The sequence below is a fragment of the Zhongshania aquatica genome (assembly GCF_027257955.1).
Classification (GTDB): domain Bacteria; phylum Pseudomonadota; class Gammaproteobacteria; order Pseudomonadales; family Spongiibacteraceae; genus Spongiibacter; species Spongiibacter aquatica.
The window spans coordinates 1-25,731 of record NZ_JANZNQ010000030.1 but is presented as its reverse complement, the minus strand read 5'-3'; the positions used below and the strand labels follow the sequence as shown (position 1 = coordinate 25,731).

Here is a 25,731-nt window from a genome sequence, read left to right as displayed (position 1 = left end):
ACTCGCTGCCCAGCTCAGAAACCGCTGGGGTGACCACTCCTGATGTTTGCGATGTGCTTTGGCCATGTGCAATGGGTCGGTGGTGTGGCCACCGGCATGATGAACGCGAGGATGCACGGCGACTTGCTGGCCGTGATGGAAGATCGCCACCGTCGTATCGCCGGCATGCACCATCACCTCTTCCTTCACCAGCTGGTAAGGCACCGAGTAATAATGGCCGAGGTAGTCGACGTGGTAATCCAGATGAACCCGCGCTTTCTTGATGTGGCGGTAAGTGTACGCAGCGCTAGGCAAGGGTTTTAGTGCCGGTTTATCCAGTTGTTCGAACTGGCTTCGCCGCGTGCCTGGGCGCTTCTTAAAGGGGCGGCGATTTAAATCATCTAACAGTGCGCTGATCGCCATGTTCAACGATGCCAAGGTATAGAACGTCTGCTTTCTAAGCCGCATCATGATCCAGCGCTCGACAATCTGTACGCCTACCTCAGCCTTGGCTTTGTCCTTGGGTTTATAGGGCCGCGCGGGCACGACCGCCACCCCGTAATGCTCGGCCATTTGCTGATAGGTGGGATTGATGTCAGGATCGTATCGACAAGCTTTACTGACCGCGCTTTTAAGGTTGTCGGGCACAACCACAGCGGGTAAGCCGCCATAAAAGGCAAAGGCCCGAACGTGTGAACCCACCCAGTCGGGCAAGCTTTGCGACCACGTCGCTTCGGCAAAGGTATACGAGCTGGCGCCGAGTACCGCGACAAAGACCTGAGCATCACGTACCAGTCCGGTCTCAGGATTCACCACCGACAACGTCGGCCCACAGTAATCCACAAACAGCTTCTCACCTACACAATGTTGCTGACGCATAGACAGCTGCTGCGTTTGGCGCCAGCGCTTAAACAACACGGTAAAGCGGGAGTAGCTGTAGTGATTGTCTGGGTGCGCTTGGGCGTACTCTTGCCACAACAATAACCGCGTCATGCCTTTTTGTTTGAGCTCTTGCTCAATGGCCATAAAGTCGGGCTCGGCAACATCAGACGATGCGACCGTCGACCGGCGGGGCTGAAGCAGCGCCTGAAGCCCCAGCTCAGACAGCTCATCCGGCAATGGCCAGTCGAGGCCTGCGGCGTCGGCGCGCTGCACATACTTGGAAACTGCCCCCACCGATAGGCTCAGGCACAGGGCAATTTGACGCACCGACAGCTGAGCCTCGTATTTTAGGCGTAGGAGTTCTCTTAACTTCATCATAGTGACCCTCTTGGTACTCATGGTCGTTCCCTGTGGTTGAACGAAAAACAAAGGGAACGCAGATTACGGACAATGCCGTTGCCTGCAAGAGATGAAGGGGGTTGTCTGCTACGGCTAAGAAATTTTGCTAAGCGTGAACACCTAATTTTGCGCGGTGGCAAAAGTGTTCACGGTTCGACAAAATTCAGTGTTCACAGTTGAGAAAATTAGATGTTCACGATGGGCGAAAATCGGTGTTCATAGTAGGCAAAAATACGCAAGCGGAGGAACTCAGCTACCAGCGGCTCAAAATCATCAGGCAATAGGACGCCCATAGACTCCATAAGAGAACGCCAAGCCGCCTCCTGCTTTTCAATCTCCATTTCTTCTTCAGACTTCTCATCAGGCTTTGTTCCTGTCATTTTGTATTTAGGGGGAGTTAAAATAAAATCGACAGGCGGGCCATCCTCTATTCCTTTGTAATGCGAAGCTGCCAATAAAACAGTGGAAGGAATCATCCTTCTGAGGATTTCATCAGGCAGGGAGTCATGACCTTCAAATATTAGATTAATCGCTCGTATCACTTTCTTGGCGATTCGAATATTTACCACCCCGCATTTTTCGATTGACTCCTTAACCATTGCATGGTGATGTGAAGGACATAGACTGTTGGCAATGTTGAATGCTTCTTCCGGCGTGGTTTTCAAACGCACTTCATAATCGACTACCTTTTCTCTCAGGGTCTCCCACATTGAGGCGTCTTCAAGTTTGTCAGTGTTCATGATGATTAAAAAGCGGACATCATGGCGTTGCACGTGTTCGTCAATGAAGCCAAGGATATGATCAATGGTGAGCCCCTTACCTTTCCGCTCAATATCGTCAATCACCACAAATCGGCCTTTCAAGATCATTGGCGAAGCTAATAAGGCAACTTCCTCAAGCAAGTCGGTTTGAGGGATAAATCTTTTAAGAAGCGGGCGAATTTTGTTTAGGTGCTTAATAGCAGCGCTGAATTGACTAATGTTGTTATTATTCGCCAAGACCTGCTCAGCAAGCTTGACCTTGATCGTCCCTATATCAGAAATCCCAAAAAGCGAAGCATAAACGGCGCCGCCAATTTGAGTATTATTGGAATCACGACGAACCTCTTCCCAGAGGTGGCTTTTACCGGTACCCCATGAACCGGATAGTGCGACAACCCGATTCTCTGGATCTTCGATAATAGCTCTAAGCTGCTGCTTTGTTTGATGCATGCTCATCCAATCACTCCATTTCTTCCCTTTAGGTGCTTTCGCAGTGCCGTTGAGTTGATAGCGGCTATGGTTGGAAATCCTGAATGCTGATAACGGGCTTATTCGCCAATTGGTGGTATTTTCAAAGTAGGGTCACGAACAATATTTTTTCGGTAGACCCAGCCCCATATTTGCTGCCCATCTTCATCAAAAGAAAAGCCCGCCCTCCATTCCCCTGCTGATTCCGTAACCCAAAACGTACCTCCGCTTTGAATACGACCTTTGATAGGGAAATCCCGGCCAGCACCGGATCGGATACGAAGCGGCTGAATCGATGTAACCTTGTAACCTACATAGGCTATGGGCAAATTAGAGCCAAGCTTGTGTATTTCGTCTATCACCTGCTGCTTTGCTTGAATAAATTCAGTGTGCGACACAGCATCCTCGGAAAAGTAGTTTCCCAAAGTCATTATGTCTGCGAGCAAACCAAGTAGTGTTAAGACGAACAAGAACCTCTGTAGCCAATCGCCAGGCTCCTCTGTCTCATTGTCACCCTCATAAACGGCCTTGGCCTCTTCTACGGCTTGGCGCGCAAGATCCGCCAGCTCAGAACATATAGCCCCCTGATTTTGTAGCTGCTTATATGCTTCGTTTACGGGTGCAAATCTAGCAGTAATACGGTCGACATTACTGATGAGCTCAGCGTATCGTTGTGTCGAATCTATGGCGCGAGCCAGACTCAACCGTTCATCAATTACACTTTGGAATCGACTCAATTCTTCGACTGCGGGTATCGAAATCTTTTCGCAGATGCGTTCCCAGCGTTCACGCTGTTCGGTCATTTGCTCGACAAACTGTTGTGCGACCGACAATTGCTTGGCGCTGGCCAGCTGCCCAGCAGTAGATAGTTGCAACTTCTTAGCCCAATCAACGGCCGAATTCTCAGTCATTCGGCGAAGCTCATTTCTAGCAGCCCCTCCAAGAATCTGCTCTGATAGCTGGTTGGTTTTCTCCAGCTCTTTTATGAGCCGCATTGCGGGCGAGTTTTCTAACTCGCGGACGACTTTCAATATGTATGGTTCGTAATCCAAGTTGAGTTACCGGCAGTTAAATTTGTGGAATCAGAAAAGATTGCCTTCTCGGCACTGGAAACAAAACACCAAAAGAAAACCTTCGTTTTCTATACATCAAAATAAATCTCCAAAACTATTGTTTTCTCTGCGATTCAATGTATAGAATCTCGTATAGTATTCAACGTAAAGAATAGATACGTTTTCATGCTTATAGGCTACGCCCGCGTTTCCACGACTGACCAGAATGCAGAACTTCAGCTTGATGCTCTGTCGGTAGCCGGTTGCGAACAAGTCTTTACCGACAAGGTTACAGGAACCGGCCAGAAAATTCGTCCTGAGTGGGAGGCTTGCCGACGCACCTTCCGCAAGGGAGACACTTTAGTCGTTTGGCGGCTCGACCGCCTGGGCCGGTCAATGAAAGAGCTGGTCGGCATCATTCAAGAGCTTGAAGACAAGGGTGTCGGTTTCCTCTCCATTACGGAGAATATTGATACCACAAATGCGGGTGGCAAACTCATATTCCATATTTTCGGGGCGCTTGCTGAGTTTGAACACACGCTGATACGAGAGCGAACCCTCGCCGGTCTGTCTGCGGCTCGTGCTCGTGGCCGCAAAGGAGGCCGGAAGCCGAAGATGAGCAAGGGGGATGTGCGCAAGGCCGCTGCTATGCTGAAAGACCCCGCCGTTCTTAAAACTGAAGTCGCTGAACACTTTGGCGTAAGCCGGATGACGCTAAACGAATCTTTGAAGCGTGAGGGCTATCCGTTAAACCCTGCCGCTGAAACCGTTGGCGAAAATACACTACAAACAAAAGATTGATCATTAAGGTGCGAAGGAACTATGACCACAATTAATCGCGATAACGCGGCACGCGTTCAGGATAACGCTAACCTAATCTGGGGTGCTGCCGAAAAAATGCGGGGCAAGATCACCCCGGCGGACTACGGCAAAGTAATTCTGCCCTTTACCGTCCTGCGTCGCATGGACTGTTTATTGGAGCCGCATCGCGAGGCCGTAAAAGCGCTGGCTTCGTCTTTGGAATCAGCGACAGAAGATGCTCGTGACCAGATCATCGCCCGTAAATTTAAGCTGAACTTCTACGGCACCAGCGGCTATTCCATGTCAGCCTTGCTGGAAGATCCAGAAAACATTGCAGACAACCTGAAAAGCTACATCAATGGCCTGTCCAAGAACATGCGCGAAGTGTTTATCGAGCACTTCGGGTTCTTCAATTGGATAGACCGACTGGATCGCCAGAATCTGCTCTACGCGATGGTGCAATTTTTTGCTGCTAAAGACCTCTCTCCCAACAAGGTGTCTACGCTGGAGATGGGGTATCTGTTCGAAAACCTGATCAGGCGCTTCAATGAAGCCAGCAACGCTACAGCCGGTGATCACTATACGCCTAGAGAGGTGATCCGCCTGATGACATCCTTGCTGTTTGCAAAGGATGGTGATGTGCTGGCCGGTGGCGCTCAGGTCATCAACATTCTCGATCCTGCCTGCGGCACGGGCGGAATGCTCGCGACTGCCCATGATTATGTGAAAGAACTCAATGCCAATACCAAGGTGAATCTGTACGGCCAAGAGGTTAACCCGGAGTCGTTCGCCATTTGCCGGTCTGACATGCTGATTTCCGGTAACTCGCCAGACAATATCCGAATTGGCAATACGCTGATCGAAGATCGCTTTGAGGCAGAGACCTTCACCTACTGCCTCAGCAATCCGCCCTATGGGGTGGACTACTCAGAGGAATACGACGCGGTATTGAAAGAGCATCAGGCCGGTCATGAAGGTCGATTCGAGCCGGGTATCCCTCGTAAGAGCGATGGCCAGCTTTTGTTCCTGTTGCACATGATCAGCAAGCTGCCCAAGGATCGTCCGGGACGTATTGCCGTGATTATGAACGGCTCCCCCTTATTCAACGGTGACGCAGGTGGCGGCGAGTCAGAGATTCGTCGCCACTTAATGGAACATGACATGGTAGAGTCGATCATTGCCCTACCTACCGACCTGTTCTACAACACGGGCATTGCGACCTATGTGTGGATCGTTACCAACCGCAAAAAGCCGGAAGACCAGGATCGGGTCAAGCTGATCAATGCGTCGGATCGCAGCTCACCCATGCGCAAATCGCTAGGCAGCAAGCGCAAGGAAATTGCAGACGCCGATATTGCGGCCATCGTAAACCTGTACCTCGGCAACGAGATGGACGATACGGTGCAGGTATTCCACCCTGATCAATTCGGCTATCGCAAAATTACAGTGGAGCGCCCGCTGCGTCTGGATGTTGATCTCACCGAATCCGAACCGGGCCGCTTCCGTAACACGTCCGACCTAGACGAATACTTCCTGTGGTTTGATACCACCTACGGTGTTGAAGGTATTGGCCAGCTAAAAGGGCTGAAAGCTGAAATCGAGGAATACGTCACCGAGAAAGAAGGATTGGCGCTGCTGGAAGCAGACGGAAATGCCTCCGCCGCCGACCTCAAGTCCGCAACCAAGCGAGTCAAGCGCGTTCTAAAAGAGCTGCTAAACGCCGACGCCCATCGCGAGCGTCAGGCACTGATTGGAATCATCCGCAGCCTGAGAGGCAAGGGCCAGACAACTTGGGTTGATTACAATGCCTTTGCAGACGCCATTACCTCACAAGCCAAAGCCCAAGATGAAAAGCTCACAGCAGCGCGATTAAAGGTCATTCGAGCCTGGGTAACGGAGGTGAACCCCGATGCCGAGCGCGTGATCGATAAGGACGTGACCGCAAAGCAGGACGCCGAAGAGCGTTTTGGCTTCTTCCAGCTGAAAGGACGGGTTGTGACCTTCGAGCGTGACAGCGACCTGTCTGACAATGAGCGTGTACCTCTTGGTACGGATATCGTAGATTACTTCGAGGCCGAGGTTCTGCCCCATGTCGGAGACGCCTGGATCAATGGCGACAAGCGGGACGTTCGCGACGGCCAGGTGGGCATCGTCGGGTATGAGATCAACCTCAACCGGTATTTCTATCAGTACGTGCCGCCGCGTCCCCTGGACGTGATTGATGCGGAGTTGAGGTCGGTTGAGGCGGAGATTGCCGCGCTGTTGGCGGAGGTGTCTGAATGAAACGCTATCCTGACATGCGAGAGACGGAGTTGTCGTGGACAAACTCTTTGCCAGCGCACTGGGATGAGCGAAGAGGGAAATTCCTGTTCTATCTGAAAAAACGCCCGATTCGCGAAGAGGATGAAGTCATCACGGCCTTTCGCGATGGACAAGTTACGTTACGAACCAATCGTCGTACAGAAGGATTCACCAATTCGCTGAAAGAAATTGGCTACCAAGGCGTTCGCAAGGGTGATTTGGTGATCCACGCGATGGATGGCTTCGCAGGAGCGATTGGCGTCAGCGACAGCGATGGAAAGTGCTCGCCTGTTTATTCCTGTTGCGTCGGACGAAATGGCATCAATGCTGACTTCTACGCCTACCTTCTTCGGAATATGGCGAAAACCGGTTTCATTGAAAGCCTTGCGAAAGGCATTCGTGAACGCTCAACCGATTTTCGATGGAATGACTTTGCGGAACTGGGGCTGCCTCTTCCTCCAGCTCAAGAACAGACTCGAATATCCACGACGCTCGACCGCGAAACCGCCCGTATCGACGCTCTGGTCGAGAAGAAGGCCCGCTTTATCGAACTACTGAAAGAAAAGCGCCAGGCGGTGATCACGCAGGCCGTCACGAATGGGCTTGCTCCGAATGTCCCAATGAAGGACTCCGGTGTTGAGTGGATTGGCGCGGTGCCCGAGGACTGGTCTGTATTAGCTCTGAAACGGCTTGTTTCGACACCAATCACCGATGGGCCTCACGAAACTCCCACAAAGTATGACGAAGGAGTTCCTTTCGTTTCTGCCGAAGCTGTTAGACTTGGAAAAATCGATTTCCAGAAAATTTGGGGACACATTTCACGGGCCGACCACGCTCGGTATTCAAAAAAATATTCACCTCAGGTTGGCGACATCTACATGGTGAAATCCGGAGCGACCACTGGGGTAACAGCAATTGTCGAGGATGATCGCGAGTTCAATATTTGGTCTCCTCTGGCAGCCATTCGCCCGAATGAGCTGGTTGAGCCAAGGTTTCTATTGGCTGCCTTGAGGTCAACCCCATTCATTGATGGTATTGCGATCAACTGGAGCTACGGTACCCAACAGAACATAGGTATGAAGACACTTTCCGATTTGCCTGTTGTTTTGCCACCAATCGAGTATCAACGAGACATTCTCACTATATTGGATGCAGATGAAGCTCGATATGATCGACTCCTCAATGCGACTGAACGTAGTGTTGCATTACTAAACGAACGCCGCTCTGCCCTAATTGCCGCAGCCGTCACTGGCCAAATTGATCTCAGGGATACTGTATGAAAATTAGCTGCAAACCTGATGGCTATCTAAAAAACAACCTCTGGTGTATCGGGGGTATATTGCTGGTAAGCACGTGGGGGTTGGCAGTCTTCACCGACAAACCTCTTCAAACTGCAATACTGGGTTTTCTAGGGCTTGTTCTTCTGCTTCCCAACTCAATGATTCTGCGCTTAAAAAAGTTTTCCGTTGGGAACGAGGGCATGGCGGCGGAGTTTGCCGATGCACAGCCGATTGCATCGGGTTCTGAAGAACAAATGGCAGCAGTAAGCAATGACGCTGAACTAGAGCTGCCAGAGTTATTCATTGAGACCAAGGGCATTCCGGTTGTTAGGATGGGAAAGAACGGGACACCCTTGGGTCTCTTGAGCACTGATCGGTTTGAAGCCGCCACATCTTATAAGCTCGCCGACGGAAGCCTAATCAAAGTGAAGGTGCCGCTCCAATTCACAAAGGGAAAATAAAGAGAAGAGATATGACTCGACTAAACGAAGCCGCCTACGAGCGAACCCTTTGCGAATCCCTTGTGGACTCTGGTTATGACAAACTCAGCCCTGCCAAAGACTGGGATGTGGATCTCGCACTGTGTCCCAAGGTGCTGCTGTCCTACATTCAGGATTCTCAACCCGATGAATGGACAAAGCTCTGTGGCCACTACGGCGCACAAGTCGAAGGCAAGGTGATCGCGGAGATTGTCAGTCAAATCAAAAAGGAAGGGATGCTTCACATACTCCGTAACGGCATCCGCGACCGAGGTGTGAGCTACAAGCTAGTGCAATTCGCGCCACCAACTAACCTGAATGAGGATGTAGCAAAGCGCTATGAACGAAACCGCATGGGTGTCATGCAACAGGTACGTTTTGATCCTAAAACCAACCAGACAATCGATGTGGTGCTTTTCGTTAATGGGCTACCGTTGGCAACCATAGAGCTGAAAAACGCCTACACGGGGCAAACAGCTACGAATGCGATCAAGCAGTACATGAAGGATCGCAAACCCAATGCAAAGACGGCACTTATCGCTTTTAACCAACGAGCGTTGGTTCACTTTGCGGCTGACACCGCAGAATGCTATATGACTACCAAGCTCGATGGCGAGAAGACCTATTTCCTGCCCTTTAACCAAGGTAATAAAGGTCGCAAGGGAAACCCTGTAGATGATGACAACTACAGCACCAGTTACCTTTGGGAAAAGATTTGGCAGAAAGATGTCTGGCTTAACATTCTCCAGAATTTTATTATTTTGGAGAAGGAAGAAAAAACCGATCCCTGGCAGAAAGGCCGTCTGATATTCCCTCGTTATCATCAGTGGCGGTGTGTCCGAAAGCTCGTGAGAGAGAGCGCTAAAGGGCACCGAAATTACTTAAATCAGCATTCAGCAGGGTCAGGCAAAACTAATACCATTTCATGGTCTGCCCATCAGCTTTCCACGCTTCATGGCCCCGATAACAAAGCCATTTTTGACGGCGTAATCGTAATCTCTGACCGTACAAACCTCGACGATCAACTACAAGCGGCCGTGCAAAATATCGACCGGAAAAAGGGCGTCGTGGAGTGTATTACCCGTGGTGATGACAAATCCAAATCGGAAAAGCTGCGCGACGCTCTCAAAAATAATACGCGCATTATTGTCACTACTCTTCAGACCTTCGGTGCGTTGTTAAATAGCCGGGGTCTATCACTCGAAGGGAAGAACTACGCGATCATCGTGGACGAAGCACATAGCTCTCAATCCGGTAAGGCCGCCGGGGCACTGCGTAAGACGCTGGGCGACGCGGAAATGTCGGATGGAGATGAACTGGAAGATTGGGTAACCAATCAGATCAAGGCTCGCGGCCCGCAGTCAAACCTAAGCTTCTATGCCTTTACCGCGACACCTAAGCCAAAGACACTCGAAATGTTTGGGAATTTGGACGCTAATGGAGAACCTGCGCCATTTACGTTGTACTCAATGCGGCAGGCCATTGAGGAAGGATTTATCCTTGATGTGCTCAAGAACTACGTCAGCTACAAAGAGCTGTACGAGATTGTTAAAAAAACACCTGATGACCCCGAGCACAACAAGTCCAAGAGTAAAAAGCAGATCGCCCGATTTGCCTCACTGCATGAGGCTGCGGTAGATCAAAAGGTCGCGATTATCGTAGAGCATTTCCGTGAGCAAGTATTAGCCAAAGGGAAGATCAAGGGAAAAGCCAAAGCGATGGTTGTTACCCGCTCACGCCTTCATGCCGTGCGTTATCACCTTGCTTTCCAGAAATATCTGGACGAACAAGGCTACAGTGATATGAAAACGCTGGTAGCCTTTTCCGGCACTGTAGATGACCAAGATGAGTCTTATACAGAATCAGGGCTAAATGGGTTTGAGGACTCTAAAACACCAGATCGTTTCGACACTGGTGAGTATCAGGTATTGGTTGTTGCCGAGAAGTACCAGACGGGGTTCGACCAGCCGTTGCTGCACACCATGTACGTGGATAAGGTGCTGACCGGGATTGCTGCTGTACAGACACTCTCGCGCCTGAATCGATGCCACCCGGACAAGAAGGACACCTGCGTCGTCGATTTCGTTAATGACAGGGACACCATCTACAAATCCTTCAAACCGTACTTTGAAACCACCTCCATTGCTGAAGTCACCAATCCGAATCACGTCTATGCGCAGCAAACGAGTATTCTGGAATATGGCCTGATCCGAGATCAGGACATTGAAGGCTTTGCAGAACTGTTCTTCAAACCAAAGCTCAATAAAGGCGATACAGGACGCATGGATTCATTGATTCAGGCAACCTCTAAACGATGGGATGACAGTTACAACCCCGCCAGAGGTGATGATGCCCTAGAAGAGGGGCAGGCATTCAAAGATAACATTCGTTCATTCTTGAAACTGTACGAATTTGTCACTCAGCTTACGCCGTTTGTGGATGTTGATTTGGAGAAATTTTACGTCTTCGTCAAGCACCTGCTTCCGGCGCTTCCGTTCTATGGCGAAGGCGAAAACGAAGACCTTTCCAATGAAATTGAACTGGCCCAATACCGGGCCGACATTGCTGAATCAGGGCATATCCTACTCGACGACGAGCAAGAGGCTGAGCCACTACCAAACCCCACGGCTGGCGGAAGAGGCAGTAAGCCAGGAGAGTTGCTTGCACCGCTTTCCCAGATCATTCAGGAATTTAATGAGAAATTTGGCCTGAATTTCAAGGAAAGCGATATTCGCTGGATGGAGGATGTCGAGGCGGAAACTGAAGCAGACGATGTATTGGTTGAACAGGCGCGTAATAGCGATCCCAATGCCTTCAAGAGCGTTTACGACGACAAAGCATTGGATTTGTTAATCGACCGCCGAGAGCGCGATGAAGACCTATTCAATGTTCTGGTAGGCAATGACCAGGCGCGAGGATTTCTGTTTGACCGGATGCGAGATGCCTTCCTGAAACGAGTAATTGCGGACGCAGCCAAGTCGATGGGTACGCACTCCGATCAACCTTGAGTCAAAACAATGCCGTTAGATGATGAAACCCTAACTCGATTGCGGGAAGGTATATTAGCCAAACGCGACTATGCCGGATATTTCAACTGGGACATAGACAAAGATCTTGCCGAATGGGGTGTGGTTCAAGAGCTTTGTGCGTCACTTGATGCAACTGGCGCATCGTTCTTTGATGATTTCGCACTCCGAGGTCGAGGTAATGATCCCCCGGACTTGGAAGCGGTAACATTTGATGGGCTAAAACTTGCAATCGAAGTGACAGAACTCGTTGATGGAGAGGCCATCAAGCAAGATAAATTCGTGAAAAAACTGCCCAACCCAACTTGGCAGGATAAACTTGCGATACCCACTGCCTGGGACAAAAATCTACTGTCGGAGCGACTGCAAAATCTAATCACATCAAAAGATGGTAAATTCCTGAAGCTTCTCGGAGGCCCTTATCCTGGAGGATACTGTGTTGTCGTTTTCACAGACGAACCCGACCTTACGCCGGAAAACCTCCAAGAACTTTTAGAACAAGAAAAATTTACCGCAGAAAACATTGATAGGTGTTTCCTGCTCGTGGGCTATCAGCCGTTTCAAGAGCATTTGACGTATTTCGAATTGACACTACAGCGGAAAGTTAATAAATAGCTTTCCTTCCGAGCAAGGGGAGTCTCGGGTGACTTTCTACAAGATAAAACAAATTAAACAACAGGTCGCCACGCACTCGATGACTGCCCCCATTCGAGGAACACTCGATGTGGTACTCAAGCAGGATGGCGAAAACTCGCCTAGCTGCGTATACAACGAGATGGTTGCTCTTCGGCTTGCACAGCGTCTGGGCATTCCAGTCGCCATGGGTGTTCCATCAGTTGGGGACGGAGGAATTTACTTCGCCAGCCTCACAGTCGGCGGTCTGTCTATCAACCTTCCAAATTTGACCCGTCGGAGAATGCCGAGTGTAGCAAAACGCTATCCGAATGCGGCCGCTGCCATTTTTGTGTTTGACGTATGGATACTCAATAACGACCGTGAAAATAATCTCAAGGCCAACTTGACGAGCGCCCCCACGCATATAGTCGCGGCTATAGATCACGAGCAAACCCTTCTCGGCACAAAGGCTGATCCCGCCGCTAGTATCGTGGCGCTATCGAATATGGACTTCCCAACAAATCATCCACTGGGAAATCTTCTCAAGATTAGCGACGTAGAACGATGGGCAGTCGCGGTATCAGAATTGAGCGATGAAGCCATTAGTGATGCTGTTGCACTTGGCTACAGTGTTGGAGGAATTCACGCAATCACCCAGAATAAGCTTTCTAAGGCCTTGATAGACCGTCGCGACAACATAGCAGAACTGATCAATCAGGCTTTAGCGTCATGCTGACCCTGACAGAACTCTGTTTGCAGGATGGTACTAATCTGTTGCCATTTGCGGTCCTGGTTGAAAGCGACAGGGAATGCCACTGGGGAATCGCCACGAACGGCGTCGCAGCCTCCGGGTGGCCGGAGCACGTTGCAGAGAAGAAATATCGGCGCGCCAATGATGCGTGGGCATTTGCTGCATGGGAACAATCGCTAGCTGATTTGGCTAAGCAACCGGCAGAGGCGCGCCAGACGCTCCTAGCAGCCATTTCTCGCAACACGCCAGGCATTGTCATTCGTATGCCGAGAAAGACCACCACGACCCTCCCAGCGCGTATTGCTGCTTCCCAATGGGCTAGAAGACGTCTGCATGATCGGGCAGAGTCTATCGCTGCATGTATAGCTCGTCGTTTATCGGAAAACAGTCAGGCTCATTGGGCATCATCCGTATTTTTGGATGACGGATTTGCCATTGAAGGCGATTGGATTATTGAAAACCGCCCCAAACTTCGAAGCCATGGTTCCGATCACATCGATAGAGACGGACAAAATGCCACTCACTTAAGATCGCCAGCCCCCTCGAACCCCGTGATAGTAGACGGTATCGCCGTTGTTCACGTTATTTCATCGGAGCAAATCTCTGATGTTGTCCGCTCATGGCAGGCCAACAAAGCCTGGCTGAAAACCTACCCTTACGGCATAGCGGTAGTACGCAACTATTGTGATGTTATGGTTTCAGCCGCAGGCTGCGTTGTCGGAGACAGGTTTGCTGCCCCAGAATCCGTTGCAATCGCAGCAACGCGTGCGGCTTGGTCTGGGGCTTTTGCACTCGAAATACCAGATTATGACGACGAAAGCTGAGTGTAGGGATTTGTGCGGCACCATCGTCGCACCCAATACCGGCCAGCCTTCTTGAGCGCCAATTCCTCTCTGTGCGCTTCCGTACGGGTATTGAATTGCCTTGCTCCAACAATACAAACGGGCTTGTTGATGCGCGTGAACAACGATCCTCGACCCGAGAGATGGGCTTCGTATCGAGCTTCGACATTCAGCGCCATACCCGTATAGGTTCTACCGTCCCGGCACAACAGGACGTATACCCACCAAGGGCGAGTATCAGTCGTCATCAGCTTCCAGAAATGCCTTTCGCAAGGCTTCAGCTTCTTCAATAGCTGTGGGTGCGTTTACGCTCTCACCAGTCATTTTGATAGCCTGATGAATAGTCGGAGAACTGACGCCAAGAATATCGCGAAGTACGACAGTCCCCATGGTTTTTTGTCCGCCTCGGTACATATTGACGATGGCAGTCCGGCGCAGAATATTTGCGGAGTGCCCGGACGCGCGAACAATCCGTTGGCTGGCTACCTCTGCGCCTAGGTGACCTCGATTACGTCCTGGAAAAATATATTCGGTTTCCTTGGTTCCAATCCGACGCACGTGTTCTTGGGCTAAAGCAATACACTGATCCAGCGCGTTCGACAGCTCTGGCTCGACAACAAAGGGCTCCGTGCCAGGCCGCTCTATTTTCCATAGTCCAGAATCAACATCTCGCTGTAGGTCGCTTTGTTTTAGCGCAATACTGTCCTCTGTGCGTTGTGCATAGAGTAACGCCAAAAGGGCTAATGCTCGCCCTTGAGATTCTGGGTGCTCGATGATTCGAGCATAGGCTTCTTGTGACTCTCCCAGTTTAAGGACGGGAAATTCATCGCGATGTTTTCCTTTGCCCCGACGGTTATACCTGATCCGGGGGACAAAGCGCTGAGTTTTACGCACCCAATCATAGAATCGTGAAAGCTGATAAGCTGCGCTGGGGTGAACAGCTTTTTCGGTCATGTATTCATCGAAAACCATTCGCCCGGCATGCTGGAGTGTTTCGTGCCCTTCAGCAAACACCCATTCAAGATAATTCGCTATCTTATAGACGCGTTGGTGAAGCGTGGAGAACTTAACCGGATTGCTTTTGCCATAAAGGCCGTTATCAAATCCGAATTGCATCAACTCGTAGTGGTACTCGATATATCCTGCCAGCAAATCAGCGAGGTGATCGTTCGAGCGTTCACGTACACGATCAACGCAACCGTCAATAGGAGCAATGCTCTTCAGAGAAAAGAATTTTAGGTGTTCAGTATGCCAGTAAGGTAACGGCGCTAGCGCAGCATTGACGATTTGGGCGGTGTGTCTGGCAAGCTGTTTCCGGTACCAAGCAAGCGAGGGCTCACCGCTGTGAATTTCCCGGACATACGCCATGAGCACCTCAGCTCGACGTTCAGCGGTTTCCAGGTCTTTACGGGAATGTCGCTGAGTAACATGCGAAATGGCTCGCAGGGCTTCCTTCGTATCAGACGATTCAGCGTACTGAAATAACCAGCATTTTGATGGGTAACCCGCAGAAACATCCGCCGTCCTTGCTTGGCATGTGAAAGACCGCTTATACATCGCTTCCTGTGATCGGGCATAAAGACACTCTCCGCAGGCCGCGCAGGCTTTCAGTATGCGATTTGGCGAGTAACCCCGAGGAGGAGACATTACTAATCGTTACCCTTGGGAAGGACAGAAATTTTTGTACCCAACATAGCTAGATCGCGTTTTTGCTTAGCAGTTTTTCGAGCTTTTTTCACTTTTTCAGATTCTACCTTTTCCTGAATGCGTTCAGGCTTCGACTCTTGCGTTGCCACTTTCTTCGGTGTTTCAGAATCGACATCAACTTCAACAAGATCAAATAGCTCGGAAGGATCGGCCTTCAATGCCTGAACAACATAGGCAAGTAAATCCATACGCATTGGCGAATAGTAGGGTTTCATCTGCCGATAAAAATGAGATGAAGAAACATCGCTTCCCATTTCTTTCACTCGGTCATAGAGTTGCTTGACCGTCATATCCCGTTCAGCCAGTAACATATTGATCCGAAACCGCAATCGTACTTCTGTTTTCCGGTTGTCATTCATAATTCACAGACCCATTTCTTTCGTAAATTGATTATCGCAACGAATCAACGCTAGCCTTTGATTCTATTTTTGGCGAAGTACTCACCCGCTGTTGACTTGGCGCCACAGCAGGCCAGAACTGCCTTGACGCATTTTTGACCAATGACATTCCAGGGCGTCTTGGCCGTAATGTGCTTTGTCGGCATCATTCAGAATCCTTTGGGTGATTTTTATAGACATTTTTCACGTAATTGGACAGCGCATCTCCAGCTAACGATGCTTTTCTATCGTAGTAGCCTTCGGTAGTACTGGCATGTGAATGGCCGCCTACGCGGGAGGCAGTACTGAGACCAACCTTATCGGTAAGTCTAGTCAGGCAACCATTGCGCAGTCTATGCGGTGAAAAACGTTTGTTGATCCCCGCTTGCTGAAACCGCTGCTGAATAATCCCTTGAATACGAGTCGTTGATAACCGCCTACCTTCGTTGGAGAAAAATAGTGCATTCAGGTCTTCTTCTGGTGTGTTCGGATTGCCCAGCCAGTGAGGGCGCACATTGGCTAAATACTGATCCAGTACCGGATGAATCCATTCTGTCAGGATGGGCAGGTGTCGATCCTTATCGCCCTTTCCAATGATATGCCAAATACCTAAATCGCCATACTCAGGGCACTCAGGGTCGAAATCAAAATCGGTGGTGTCGGCGTTTCGCAGCTCCGATAGCCGAGCGCCGTACGCATCAAACATCGCGATGATCGTCCGATCCCGAAATAGCACCCAGGGTGTTGCGCCACCAGTTTCGATAGTTTCTTCAATTTCCGACTGCAAGTAATCATAAACGCGCTGCATATCAGCCGGAGTCGGATTAACCAACTTCTTCTTTTTCTTACAGAACCCACGTACCAGGGCTCGACTTTTCACGTCAGTGATTTGCTGGAAGTTTGATTCTGGATGCCGATTGAGAACCTTGTTGGCAATATCGCGATCGGCCAAGATCGCGTCACACATATTTTTGATGTAGTGATGCCGAGCGCGAATTGTTTGCCCGGCGAGATCGCGTGCCTTCAAATCGGTCAAATACTCATAAAGCATCGGCGGCGTCCATTTCCATGGCGGTGCTTTCGTATGACCAAGAAAGTCGCTGATAGCGCTGATAGCTTGTTTCGCGCTACCGAGCTTATTGCCGTCGCTGCCGCATTTGTAGAAAAAGAACAGCTCCAGAAGCAGAACAACATCCTTCCCGTTCTTGCCCCCGCCGAAAAGCTCGTAGGCGCGACGCAAGTAGGTTTCAATGCACGCAGAGGCGCGTCGGGTTCCAACCCGTGCCTCTCGTTGGAGGGAGCGTTTAAGCCCCACTCCTGAATCGTGCAATACGGTACTCATGGTCACATTATGATATTAATTCCCATATTATGCAATTATAAATCACATTAAGGGAAAATAGATGTGACAAAAACGAAGATTAGTTGCTTGCTGATGCATGGTGGTCACTCCTTAAAATAAGGTACCACCCATCAAGGTCATGCAGATATTCCCCTATTATGAGAAAAGGCGCTCTCTCATACAGGAAAAGTGGGGTAAAACGGGGTTAAAATAAAGGGTATCCGGAATATCTGGTTGATCTCTGGGTATCATGGGGAGGTAACAACTCCCCACTTCATCGGATTCCTTGGTTGATATGTCACTCAGGCCATTAAGGTACCTACAAAGCCTGGAACGTGTATGGACAATGACACTTACATGGCTTGGAGAGAGGGCGAGGCCAAGCTGAATGCAGAGCAACTCCCTCGCCCGTACCAAAACCGACTATTTCGGCCCAGCCCGCTCAATCAGCTCATCGTATCCTGGAGCCGGTATTCTCCGGACCAGTGAGACAGCGCTGTGGCTCGACTGTAATGTGTACTAATGACGGGCACTGAGCCTGGATACGCTGCTTGTAGACGGCAGGCGCCTCCGGGTCATGCGACACGACCGAGACGATGGCGGCGTGAATATTCGGACCAATGGCCCAGAGGTGCAGATCGCTGATTCGTGCATCGTCACTCTCAATGGCATGTCTGACGTCGTGCTCCAAGTCACTGCGCTGTTGATCAAGCAGCACGCGGGAGGTGTCTTTCAACAGATGCCATGACCAGCGAGTGATAAGTAACGCGCCGACGATACCCATGATCGGGTCCATCCAGTCCCAGCCCGCATACTTTCCGGCCAGCAAGGCAGCAATCGCCAATACAGAAGTTAAGGCATCGGCGAGTACGTGGAAGTAGGCAGCTCGACGGTTATGATCATGATGCCCATGCCCATGCCCATGCCCATGCCCATGCCCATGCCCATGCCCATGCCCATGCCCATGCCCATGCCCATGCCCGTGGTCGTGGTCTTCCCCGCCCAGTATCCAGGCCGATACTCCATTGACGATCAAGCCGATGACGGCGACGAAAATAGCTCCATTGAACGAAATTTCTACCGGGTGGATGAAGCGGTCGATGCTTTCGATCACCATATACAGGGCGAAGCCTGCCAGCAGGACCGCGCCGGTGAACCCGCCTAGCGCATTGACCTTCCCGGTGCCAAATGAGAACTGTGTATTGCCTGCGTTGCGGCGAGCGTATGCATAGGCGAAGGCTGCAATACCCAGAGCGACAGCATGAGAGCCCATATGAAGGCCATCGGCCAGGAGGGCCATCGAACCGTATAAGACACCGGCCAGAATTTCCCAAACCATCATGACGACAGTTAGAGCGACGACGATCAGTGAGCGTATTTCACCGGATTTTTTACGATCTTGACCAAAAACATGATTGTGTTGCCATTCTTCGAGCCTGTGACCATGCATACTGTAATACTCCGAGTTGATAAAAATTATGGTCAGCAAGACCAATGAAAGTGGTGGCGATTGATGGCGAAGCCCTGCTAACAGCTCCGGTTCCGCAAGAACTTCAGGGGCGCGGATATTAAATCACTGCCAAAGTTCGCCTCTTACAGCTAGGGTACCCACGCTGTAGCTCGTGATGTTCTACTTGAGGTAGGACTTGATGACCTGCAGCACCGCTTCCAAGTCTTGTTGCCGCTGCTCCAACTCGGGTTCCCTGACGACGTGATCAGTCAAGTGCCCCTCAATGATGGCTGCCATCAGTCCATTCACCGCCCCACGAATCGCGGCGATCTGTTGCAGCACGGCCGTGCAGTCGCCCTCCTCGTCAAGCTGCCTTTCCAGTGCGGCCGTCTGCCCCTGAATGCGCCGAACGCGGGTTAATAGCTTCGCTTTGTCTTTGATCGTGTGCATGCAGTCGTCTCTTTAGTGGCCCAAAAACTATACTGGAGGGTAGTATATAAATACTAGGGGGTAGTATGCTTGTTTGCAAGAGAGGAGAGGTAGGTGAAGCTCACCAACGTGACACTCGCCAGCCGTAAGGAGCACGCCGCATGACCGAAATGCCCGACAACATCCTGCACCTGCCTGAGTACCAGGTGCTGGGCTGCAAATCCACCGACGACGAAATGCACTTCCAGGTGGACGCGCCCGATCCCATCGCCTGCGAGGAATGCGGCGTGCAGGGTGAGTTCGTGCGGTTCGGCAAGCGTGATGTTCCCTATCGTGATCTGCCCATCCACGGCAAGCGGGTCACCCTCTGGGTGGTCCGCCGCCGGTACACCTGCCGGGCCTGCAAGACCACCTTCAGGCCCCAGCTACCGGAGATGGTGGACGGCTTCCGCATGACGCTGCGGCTGCATGAATACGTGGAGAAGGAATCCTTCAACCACCCCTACACCTTTGTGGCGGCACAGACCGGCTTGGACGAGAAGACGGTACGTGACATCTTCAACGCCCGCGCCGAGTTTCTGGGGCGCTGGCACCGCTTCGAGACGCCCCGCATTCTGGGCATCGACGAGCTGTACCTGAACAAGCGCTACCGCTGCATCCTGACCAACATCGAGGAGCGAACCCTGCTCGACCTGCTGGCCACCCGCCGTCAGGACGTGGTGACCAACTACCTGATGAAGCTGAAAGACCGGCAGAAGGTCGAGATCGTCAGCATGGACATGTGGAACCCCTACCGGGCAGCGGTCAAGGCGGTGCTGCCACAGGCCCGTATCGTGGTCGATAAGTTCCATGTGGTGCGCATGGCCAACGATGCCTTGGAGAAGGTGCGCAAGGGCCTCAGAAAGGAGCTGAAACCCTCCCAGAGCCGAACCCTCAAAGGAGACCGGAAAATCCTGCTGAAACGCGCTCACGAAGTCTCAGACCGGGAGCGACTCATCATGGAGACCTGGACAGGCGCATTCCCGCAACTGCTGGCCGCCTACGAGCACAAGGAACGCTTCTACGGCATCTGGAACGCCACCACCCGGCCACAGGCAGAAGCCGCCCTGGATGACTGGATAGCCACCATTCCAAAGGGCCAGAAGGAAGTCTGGAGCGATCTGGTCAGGGCAGTGGGCAACTGGCGCGAAGAGATCATGACCTACTTCGAGACGGACATGCCCGTCACCAACGCTTACACGGAGTCCATCAACCGACTGGCCAAGGACAAGAACCGTGAAGGGCGTGGTTACTCGTTCGAGGTGATGCGGGCACGAATGCTCTACACCACGAAGCACAAGAAGAAGGCCCCGACTGCGAAGGTCTCTCCGTTCTACACCATCGGTTACGGACTGCCGGACTTCGCAGAGGAACTCAACTACGGGGTCAATCTATCAACCATCTGAGGGTGGTATCAGGTTGGTGGGGTGAAGGTGCCCCATCAACCATTAAATCCGTATACCCATAATAAATACATGCTATATGTCTATGAAGTTCTTAGCTTGGCGGTCGGGTATCGGGCTGTTGTTAGTCCGCTAGAAAACATAAAGGACTTTGACCTTTTTCGGCGTCTACTTTGGATAAGCGATAAAGAAAGCCACAACGGATTGGCCGCTAGAATAGTGCCCTTACCGGAAACCGCGGTAGAAGTAATAGGAGCTGCTATACGCCACATCGAAAGATTGGCTCAGTATTTAAGGCCCTATGAGCCTGAGATAGCCGCATACTTGTCTTTGTCAGTCTCCGGGGATAACCCATTTTTGTCGATGTTTGATCGTAGAGGGAAATTGGTGCCCCTTCGTCCGTCAATATTGACTAAGGTACTAAAGGACGCGTGGCCGTTCGCATTAAATTGGCAGCGCCATTTCATGCGGACACATCTACGAGACAAAAATGTGCCAGGGGACCTAGTAAATGCTTGGATGGGCCACTCGGAGTTTGGAGAAGAGGCGTTAGGTCCGTGGAGCGGCCTAAGTATCGCTGACTTAAGGCGATTAGAGTTGGTAATTCAAGAAATTCTGTCTGAATTAGATATTGAGGTCATTGAAGGCTGGCAGCGGTACAACTAGTCGTTGATTAATAATCTAGGCGAGGAATTTCAGTGTCTAAGATAAGTGGTCGAGAAATTAGATCCGATAACCGGCAAAAGCGAAAGGCAGGTATCAACCAAAAGGCAGACGAGTTAATTCTATCCACATTAAAGTCTCTGCTCTCATGTCCTGTTAACGAGCTACGCTACAAAGATGAGCTAGGTGAGCTTTTTGTATTAATCGATCAAAAGTTCTCTCTGATGGCCCATCGATCGCAAGCAAGAAATCACGTTATCCGACATGTTGAAGCTGGGAATCGTGATGGTAGGTGGTCTCTCCCTTTACCCAACCCGACTATAAAACTTAGAAGGCATGTACAGTCTAGAACCTTGATACGTCATCGTTATAGTGCTGAGGCCGTAAAAATCTCCAGTGCGCTCTTGTCGGCGGCTCGTAATCCAGTATTGTTCAGTAATCTCAATAGTGAGGAGCGTCTGCACTTAGTGTTACTTTCCGCAATATTTTTTGGTGGTCTAAATAATTCGAACGCGGTTCGGGGGCTCAGTCGCTTTCTGAGAGCCGGCGGTCGATCGGAAAAACTTTTGATTGACGGACAAGTTCAGCATTTCGTTTGTTTTACAATGACGAGTGACAGCATAGCTAACGCCTACGTTGATGGGAAACCTGAGTTGTGGCATCGATGGTATTGCGATCCAGTGAGCATGTGCATGATGTCCGGGTTCGATAAATGTGCGAAAGAACGCCCTGTTGGTCCGGGTGTCGGTAATATCCTACGTAATATCAATAAACTATTAAAGAAATTGGATGTTCCCGCGTGGTCAATAACGTCACTCGACGAGATGGTAATGTCTGGTGCCGCCGTTTCTGAGCAAATAGATAATGTAGATATGAGTGTTGCGCTCGTTGGCGTGGCATGCGGTAAAACGTTGACGACGAGTATACCGCCCGAGGCTTGGCTAGTAGCTATGCAGGCGCAATACTTCGTTAAAGATACCTATAATATTGGCTGTTCAACTCTCAAGATTGGTCGGGAACGAAAGCGCCAGGAATTCATAAGTCGGAAAAACATTTCCAATGAATTATACCTGCTTTCATCTGTTGTAAAGTTAACTGGCAAAAATTTAAAAAAAAGGACTGCGGCGCAAGCATTAAAAGGTCTTATGGCACTTGATGTTAATGAGTGGAGCGTTGCAGGCGAAGCGCTACGTGACTGGTACGTACATCATTTAACAGAAAGGTCGAACAGTCTGTCTACCGTCAGTCGATATCATAGCGAAATAGCAAAATACTGGTTTGATGGCAGCGCTAATAATGATTACTCAGATTTTGACTCTAATGATTGGGAAGATTTCTACGAAAGTATTCTTGAAAATTTTACTAAACCACTTAATCGAAGTTATAGGGCGGGAAGATTGCAAGATCTTCATGATTTTGGTGCGAAGCACTTTGGATTCAGTCCAGCAATAGTTGATGCTGCTGGGAGTGGCAATAAGCCAGCAAAATATGTGCATGCATCGTATATAAGCCATGAGTTGTATTTGTCTGTAAGGAAAGCACTTCAACGCACTGTTAATTTAAATCGGGATGAAAAGTTAAACATTGAGCTAATGGTTGTTCTTGCATATCGTCTAGGGCTGCGTATCAGCGAAATTTGTAAGTTACGGCTCTGTGATGTTGATGTCTCAGAGGAATGTTGGATATTTGTGCGAGAAAATATCTATGGCGATAACAAATCAAGTTCGAGCTTACGAAAAATTCCGGCGAGGGTGCTGATGTCGGGTAGTGAATGGAATATGTTCAAGGCTTACTTGGAAAAGCGTCGGTTGTATTCAGAGAGTTCTAAGGAGCTACTTTTTCATCCTGGTTTGGATAAATATAGCCCGTGGGATAAACGATTTGTATCAGACGTTGTTGGTGCCATTCTTAAAGATATTTCTGGACTTTCTGATCTTGTGTTTCACAGCTTTCGTCATACTGCGCTTTCAAATTTACAACTAGTCATCGAACGAGAGTGGGAGGTTGCTGCTGGATTTATGTGTATTCAACCTGATCAACTTAAAGCAATATACGCAGCTATTGTCGGAAGTGATAATGAGAATTTGCGGCGATACTGGGCATTGGCTTGTTTCGCAGGGCATAATTCTCCGTCGATTACCTTTCAATGCTATTTTCATTTTTCTGACTTGTTAATTGGGTTGAAGCTTTCTAAAGCTAATCATAGCCTTACTAAAGATCAACTCGTTTCATTCGCAGGCTTGAGTAGAAATACGATTACAAGGAAGATGAAGAAATTTTCCGAAGATATAAATAAAATATCCTCGGATATAGCTATGCCAGTGAGTAATGTTGGATCTAATCTTGTTAATAATGAAATACAACCTACGCTAAATGAGCGTGCTAAGTATTATAGCCTGTCTACTGCCGCGATTAGCCATGATATGGTCTACAAAATACTTGAAGAGTACCAAAACGGAGTGTCAGAGGCTGTTCTCTCGCACAAATATGGACTGGGCGAAGAACAATTAAGTCGTTGGATTGGTAATGGAAGATTGTTGGCTGATATTAAAACCCGTAAAGGTAAGCCCCGACTTATTTCTAAAGAACGAGCAAGCACACCGAGAAGTAATGCCGCAATACTTCCCTCTCGCCTAACGTCAAAATCTGAAATGGAGGATGCAAAATATGTAATTGAGCTACTACGTAAAGAATTTGTCAGTGATAAGAAAAGCTACTTAGCATTGATTGATTTTTACTTGCGTCATGTGAACACATCAAACTCAGGCATAAACATAACGAAGCCGAGGGCGTTATTGAGATTCGTTAGACGTCTTGATACGGCCAACATAATTCCCTTGAGTCGGTGGGCTGTCACAATAAATTGCCCAGCACTAGCTGAATTGACGGATGGCTGGGATGAAGTCCAAAGATTGCCAGTGAAGTCAATATCCATAAATCCTATTGCGGCTACTCTTACAACTTCGTATCTACGATTAACACATCCTGATGAAGATCAGCTTATTTCTGGTCCTAATAATTTCAGAAAGTTCTCAGCACGGACTTTACGGTATGTATTTCATATGATCGCGATAATGCAGTTTGATGAGTCTTTTTTCTAAATGATCCATGCTAGTGAATGCCATGCTAGGTGCGGCCATTGAGACCGTGGCGGAGGGCACTAAGAAGGGGGCAGTTTTAAGTGAAAATCAACAAACCAACCCCAAATGAGGTTGGTCTTATGGCTTTCAAACTGCGGGGCAGCAGTGCCATTAAGATAGCTTTTATCAGGAGTCCATTCTACTTTTTTGTGGATTTGCTAGGTTTTAATTCCGGAGTGTTTCCTGGTGTGGTCTTGTTGTCACGTCGACGTTGATCAGGTTTCCCTGTTGATTTGGCCTTTGGCTTAGGGCCTGGTTTAAGAGCCATAATGGTTTTCCTTTCGTGTTTAATGGTAAGTCGCACATGCATCAATATGTTGCATTGGTGTATCTGCTCAATAGATAAGGATAGCGTGGTATTTAAATACGTCTAGCTATCAGGTGCTAGTTCTCGACGATTTCTTTAAAAGTTACTGCTAATAAGAGTTTGGTGTCGCGGCATAACAAGCAAAGCAACGAACGAGATGCTGCTTTGGGCGTTGAATCCGGAGAGCAGATTCCAAACTTCGTCAGTTTGTTCGGCGACAATTAGGATGACCGGTTGACGACAACTATCTTGGCCGGTTGGGTGTAACGTTCGGTACTTTGATTTTCCCTTGGAGAACAGCGTGCCGGGATTACATATCACCCAACGACAAGAGGAGCTGTACATGCAGCATCGACAACGTGGTATCACCCAAGAAACTGCAGCCGCGAAGGCAAATATTTCCGTCCGTTCAGGCCGTAGAATCGAGAAAGACCCAATCCACCATCCACCTGAGCGCCATTGGCGCACCCGCGAAGATCCGCTGGAGGCGGTCTGGGAGCGTGAGCTTGTGGTGTTACTCGAACGCGAGCCGAGCCTTACTGGACTGACGCTGTTGGAGTATTTGCAAGAGCACTACCCCGAGCACTACGATCAACGTGTATTGAGAACGTTGCAGCGACGGGTAAAGCAATGGCGTGCGCTGTCCGGCCCCGACAAAGAGGTGATGTTTCGCCAGCAAGCGGTGATAGGGCAGCAAGGGTTTTCCGATTTCACCCACCCCGATGACGCGGTTACCCTTGCGGGTCAGGCCTTTCCCCACTTGCTCTATCAGTTTCGTCTTGCTTATAGCGGCTGGCGCTCAGTCACAATTGTACAAGGCGGCGAAAGCTACGCAGCGTTAGCCTGTGGTTTACAGCGCGCACTGCAACAAGCAGGCGGCAGCCCGGTTGAGCATCGCACCGACAGCCTCAGTGCAGCACGCAACAATACCCAGAATATATGGACAGATGCATACCGCGATTTGTGTGATCATTATCGTATGCAGCCCACCCGCAATAACCCTGGCCAGTCGCATGAAAACGGTGTTGTAGAATGCGCCAACGGTTCGTTGAAACATCGCTTGTCACAACAGTTTAAGCTGCGTGGCAGTCACGATTTCGAGTGCATTGCGGCGTACCAATACTGGATCGACAAAACTGTAGCCAAGCTCAATCAGCGGGTTCGTTCGCGGTTTGCCGATGAACAAGCTGCACTGAGTCCACTGCCAGATCAACCTTCTGTTGACTATCAAGTTTTGT

The 25,731-nt window shown here is 49.9% G+C and carries 21 protein-coding genes; 12 read left to right on the top strand and 9 right to left on the bottom strand.

The window, feature by feature from the left end; translation table 11 throughout:
- The 3 genes from istA (O9X78_RS18340) to O9X78_RS18330 form a co-directional block, all read right to left on the bottom strand.
- Nucleotides 1-1,260 (bottom strand): IS21 family transposase (gene istA, locus O9X78_RS18340; RefSeq protein ID WP_269621175.1); only part of this gene is annotated, 1,260 nt, incomplete at its 3' end.
- Between the two features lie 185 nt (nt 1,261-1,445).
- On the bottom strand, nt 1,446-2,477 hold the full coding sequence (locus O9X78_RS18335) for a P-loop NTPase fold protein (RefSeq protein WP_269621174.1): 1,032 nt from the start codon (nt 2,475-2,477) through the stop codon (nt 1,446-1,448).
- Nucleotides 2,478-2,569: 92 nt separating this feature from the next.
- Nucleotides 2,570-3,400 (bottom strand): SH3 domain-containing protein, encoded by an 831-nt coding sequence (locus tag O9X78_RS18330; protein ID WP_269621173.1) that lies wholly within the window; start codon nt 3,398-3,400, stop codon nt 2,570-2,572.
- A gap of 327 nt (nt 3,401-3,727) precedes the next feature.
- Here O9X78_RS18330 and O9X78_RS18325 point away from each other — a divergent pair, with 327 nt between their 5' ends.
- From O9X78_RS18325 to O9X78_RS18290, 8 genes are read left to right on the top strand one after another with little or no spacing between them, the layout of a single operon-like run.
- A complete protein-coding gene (locus tag O9X78_RS18325; protein ID WP_269621172.1) occupies nt 3,728-4,342 on the top strand; it encodes a recombinase family protein in 615 nt (204 codons plus the stop codon).
- 21 nt (nt 4,343-4,363) lie between these two features.
- A complete protein-coding gene (locus tag O9X78_RS18320; RefSeq protein WP_269621171.1) occupies nt 4,364-6,625 on the top strand; it encodes a type I restriction-modification system subunit M in 2,262 nt (753 codons plus the stop codon).
- On the top strand, nt 6,622-7,923 hold the full coding sequence (locus tag O9X78_RS18315) for a restriction endonuclease subunit S (RefSeq protein ID WP_269621170.1): 1,302 nt from the start codon (nt 6,622-6,624) through the stop codon (nt 7,921-7,923). Before O9X78_RS18320 ends, O9X78_RS18315 begins: the two co-directional genes overlap by 4 nt.
- Complete coding sequence (locus O9X78_RS18310; protein WP_269621169.1) at nt 7,920-8,384, top strand: hypothetical protein; 465 nt, start codon at nt 7,920-7,922, stop codon at nt 8,382-8,384. The genes O9X78_RS18315 and O9X78_RS18310 overlap by 4 nt, the downstream gene beginning before the upstream one ends.
- 11 nt (nt 8,385-8,395) lie before the next feature.
- Nucleotides 8,396-11,410: a type I restriction endonuclease subunit R gene (locus O9X78_RS18305; RefSeq protein ID WP_269621168.1), complete on the top strand. Its 3,015-nt coding sequence runs from the start codon at nt 8,396-8,398 to the stop codon at nt 11,408-11,410.
- 9 nt (nt 11,411-11,419) lie between these two features.
- Nucleotides 11,420-12,043: a hypothetical protein gene (locus O9X78_RS18300; protein WP_269621167.1), complete on the top strand. Its 624-nt coding sequence runs from the start codon at nt 11,420-11,422 to the stop codon at nt 12,041-12,043.
- 28 nt (nt 12,044-12,071) lie between these two features.
- A complete protein-coding gene (locus O9X78_RS18295; RefSeq protein WP_269621165.1) occupies nt 12,072-12,779 on the top strand; it encodes a hypothetical protein in 708 nt (235 codons plus the stop codon).
- Nucleotides 12,773-13,618 carry a hypothetical protein gene (locus O9X78_RS18290; RefSeq protein WP_269621164.1) on the top strand — a complete coding sequence of 282 codons (846 nt, stop codon included), beginning with the start codon at nt 12,773-12,775 and terminating at the stop codon, nt 13,616-13,618. The genes O9X78_RS18295 and O9X78_RS18290 overlap by 7 nt, the downstream gene beginning before the upstream one ends.
- Here the strand turns inward: O9X78_RS18290 and O9X78_RS20955 are convergent.
- The 6 genes from O9X78_RS20955 to O9X78_RS18265 all read right to left on the bottom strand — a co-directional run bounded on the left by O9X78_RS20955 (nt 13,600) and on the right by O9X78_RS18265 (nt 18,962).
- On the bottom strand, nt 13,600-13,884 hold the full coding sequence (locus tag O9X78_RS20955) for a GIY-YIG nuclease family protein (protein ID WP_350339243.1): 285 nt from the start codon (nt 13,882-13,884) through the stop codon (nt 13,600-13,602). The genes O9X78_RS18290 and O9X78_RS20955 overlap by 19 nt on opposite strands.
- On the bottom strand, nt 13,874-15,283 hold the full coding sequence (locus O9X78_RS18285; protein ID WP_269621163.1) for a site-specific integrase: 1,410 nt from the start codon (nt 15,281-15,283) through the stop codon (nt 13,874-13,876). The genes O9X78_RS20955 and O9X78_RS18285 overlap by 11 nt, the downstream gene beginning before the upstream one ends.
- A gap of 2 nt (nt 15,284-15,285) precedes the next feature.
- The gene (locus O9X78_RS18280) at nt 15,286-15,702 is read right to left on the bottom strand and encodes a helix-turn-helix domain-containing protein (RefSeq protein ID WP_269621161.1); all 417 of its coding nucleotides are present in this window, start codon (nt 15,700-15,702) and stop codon (nt 15,286-15,288) included.
- Nucleotides 15,703-15,886: 184 nt separating this feature from the next.
- The gene (locus O9X78_RS18275) at nt 15,887-17,062 is read right to left on the bottom strand and encodes a tyrosine-type recombinase/integrase (RefSeq protein ID WP_269621160.1); all 1,176 of its coding nucleotides are present in this window, start codon (nt 17,060-17,062) and stop codon (nt 15,887-15,889) included.
- 451 nt (nt 17,063-17,513) lie between these two features.
- Nucleotides 17,514-18,512, bottom strand: coding sequence for a CDF family Co(II)/Ni(II) efflux transporter DmeF (gene dmeF, locus O9X78_RS18270; protein ID WP_269621159.1), 999 nt, complete (start codon nt 18,510-18,512; stop codon nt 17,514-17,516).
- A 180-nt stretch (nt 18,513-18,692) separates the two neighbouring features.
- Nucleotides 18,693-18,962, bottom strand: a complete 270-nt coding sequence (locus tag O9X78_RS18265; protein WP_011589742.1) for a metal/formaldehyde-sensitive transcriptional repressor — start codon at nt 18,960-18,962, stop codon at nt 18,693-18,695.
- 140 nt (nt 18,963-19,102) lie between these two features.
- Here O9X78_RS18265 and O9X78_RS18260 point away from each other — a divergent pair, with 140 nt between their 5' ends.
- From O9X78_RS18260 to istA (O9X78_RS18245), 4 genes are all read left to right on the top strand, one after another.
- Nucleotides 19,103-20,386 carry an ISL3 family transposase gene (locus tag O9X78_RS18260; protein WP_045995197.1) on the top strand — a complete coding sequence of 428 codons (1,284 nt, stop codon included), beginning with the start codon at nt 19,103-19,105 and terminating at the stop codon, nt 20,384-20,386.
- 27 nt (nt 20,387-20,413) lie between these two features.
- Nucleotides 20,414-21,049, top strand: a complete 636-nt coding sequence (locus O9X78_RS18255) for a site-specific integrase (protein WP_269621158.1) — start codon at nt 20,414-20,416, stop codon at nt 21,047-21,049.
- A gap of 32 nt (nt 21,050-21,081) precedes the next feature.
- Nucleotides 21,082-24,147: a tyrosine-type recombinase/integrase gene (locus O9X78_RS18250; protein ID WP_159269683.1), complete on the top strand. Its 3,066-nt coding sequence runs from the start codon at nt 21,082-21,084 to the stop codon at nt 24,145-24,147.
- A gap of 689 nt (nt 24,148-24,836) precedes the next feature.
- On the top strand, nt 24,837-25,731 hold an 895-nt coding region (gene istA, locus O9X78_RS18245; RefSeq protein WP_269621157.1), incomplete at its 3' end, for an IS21 family transposase.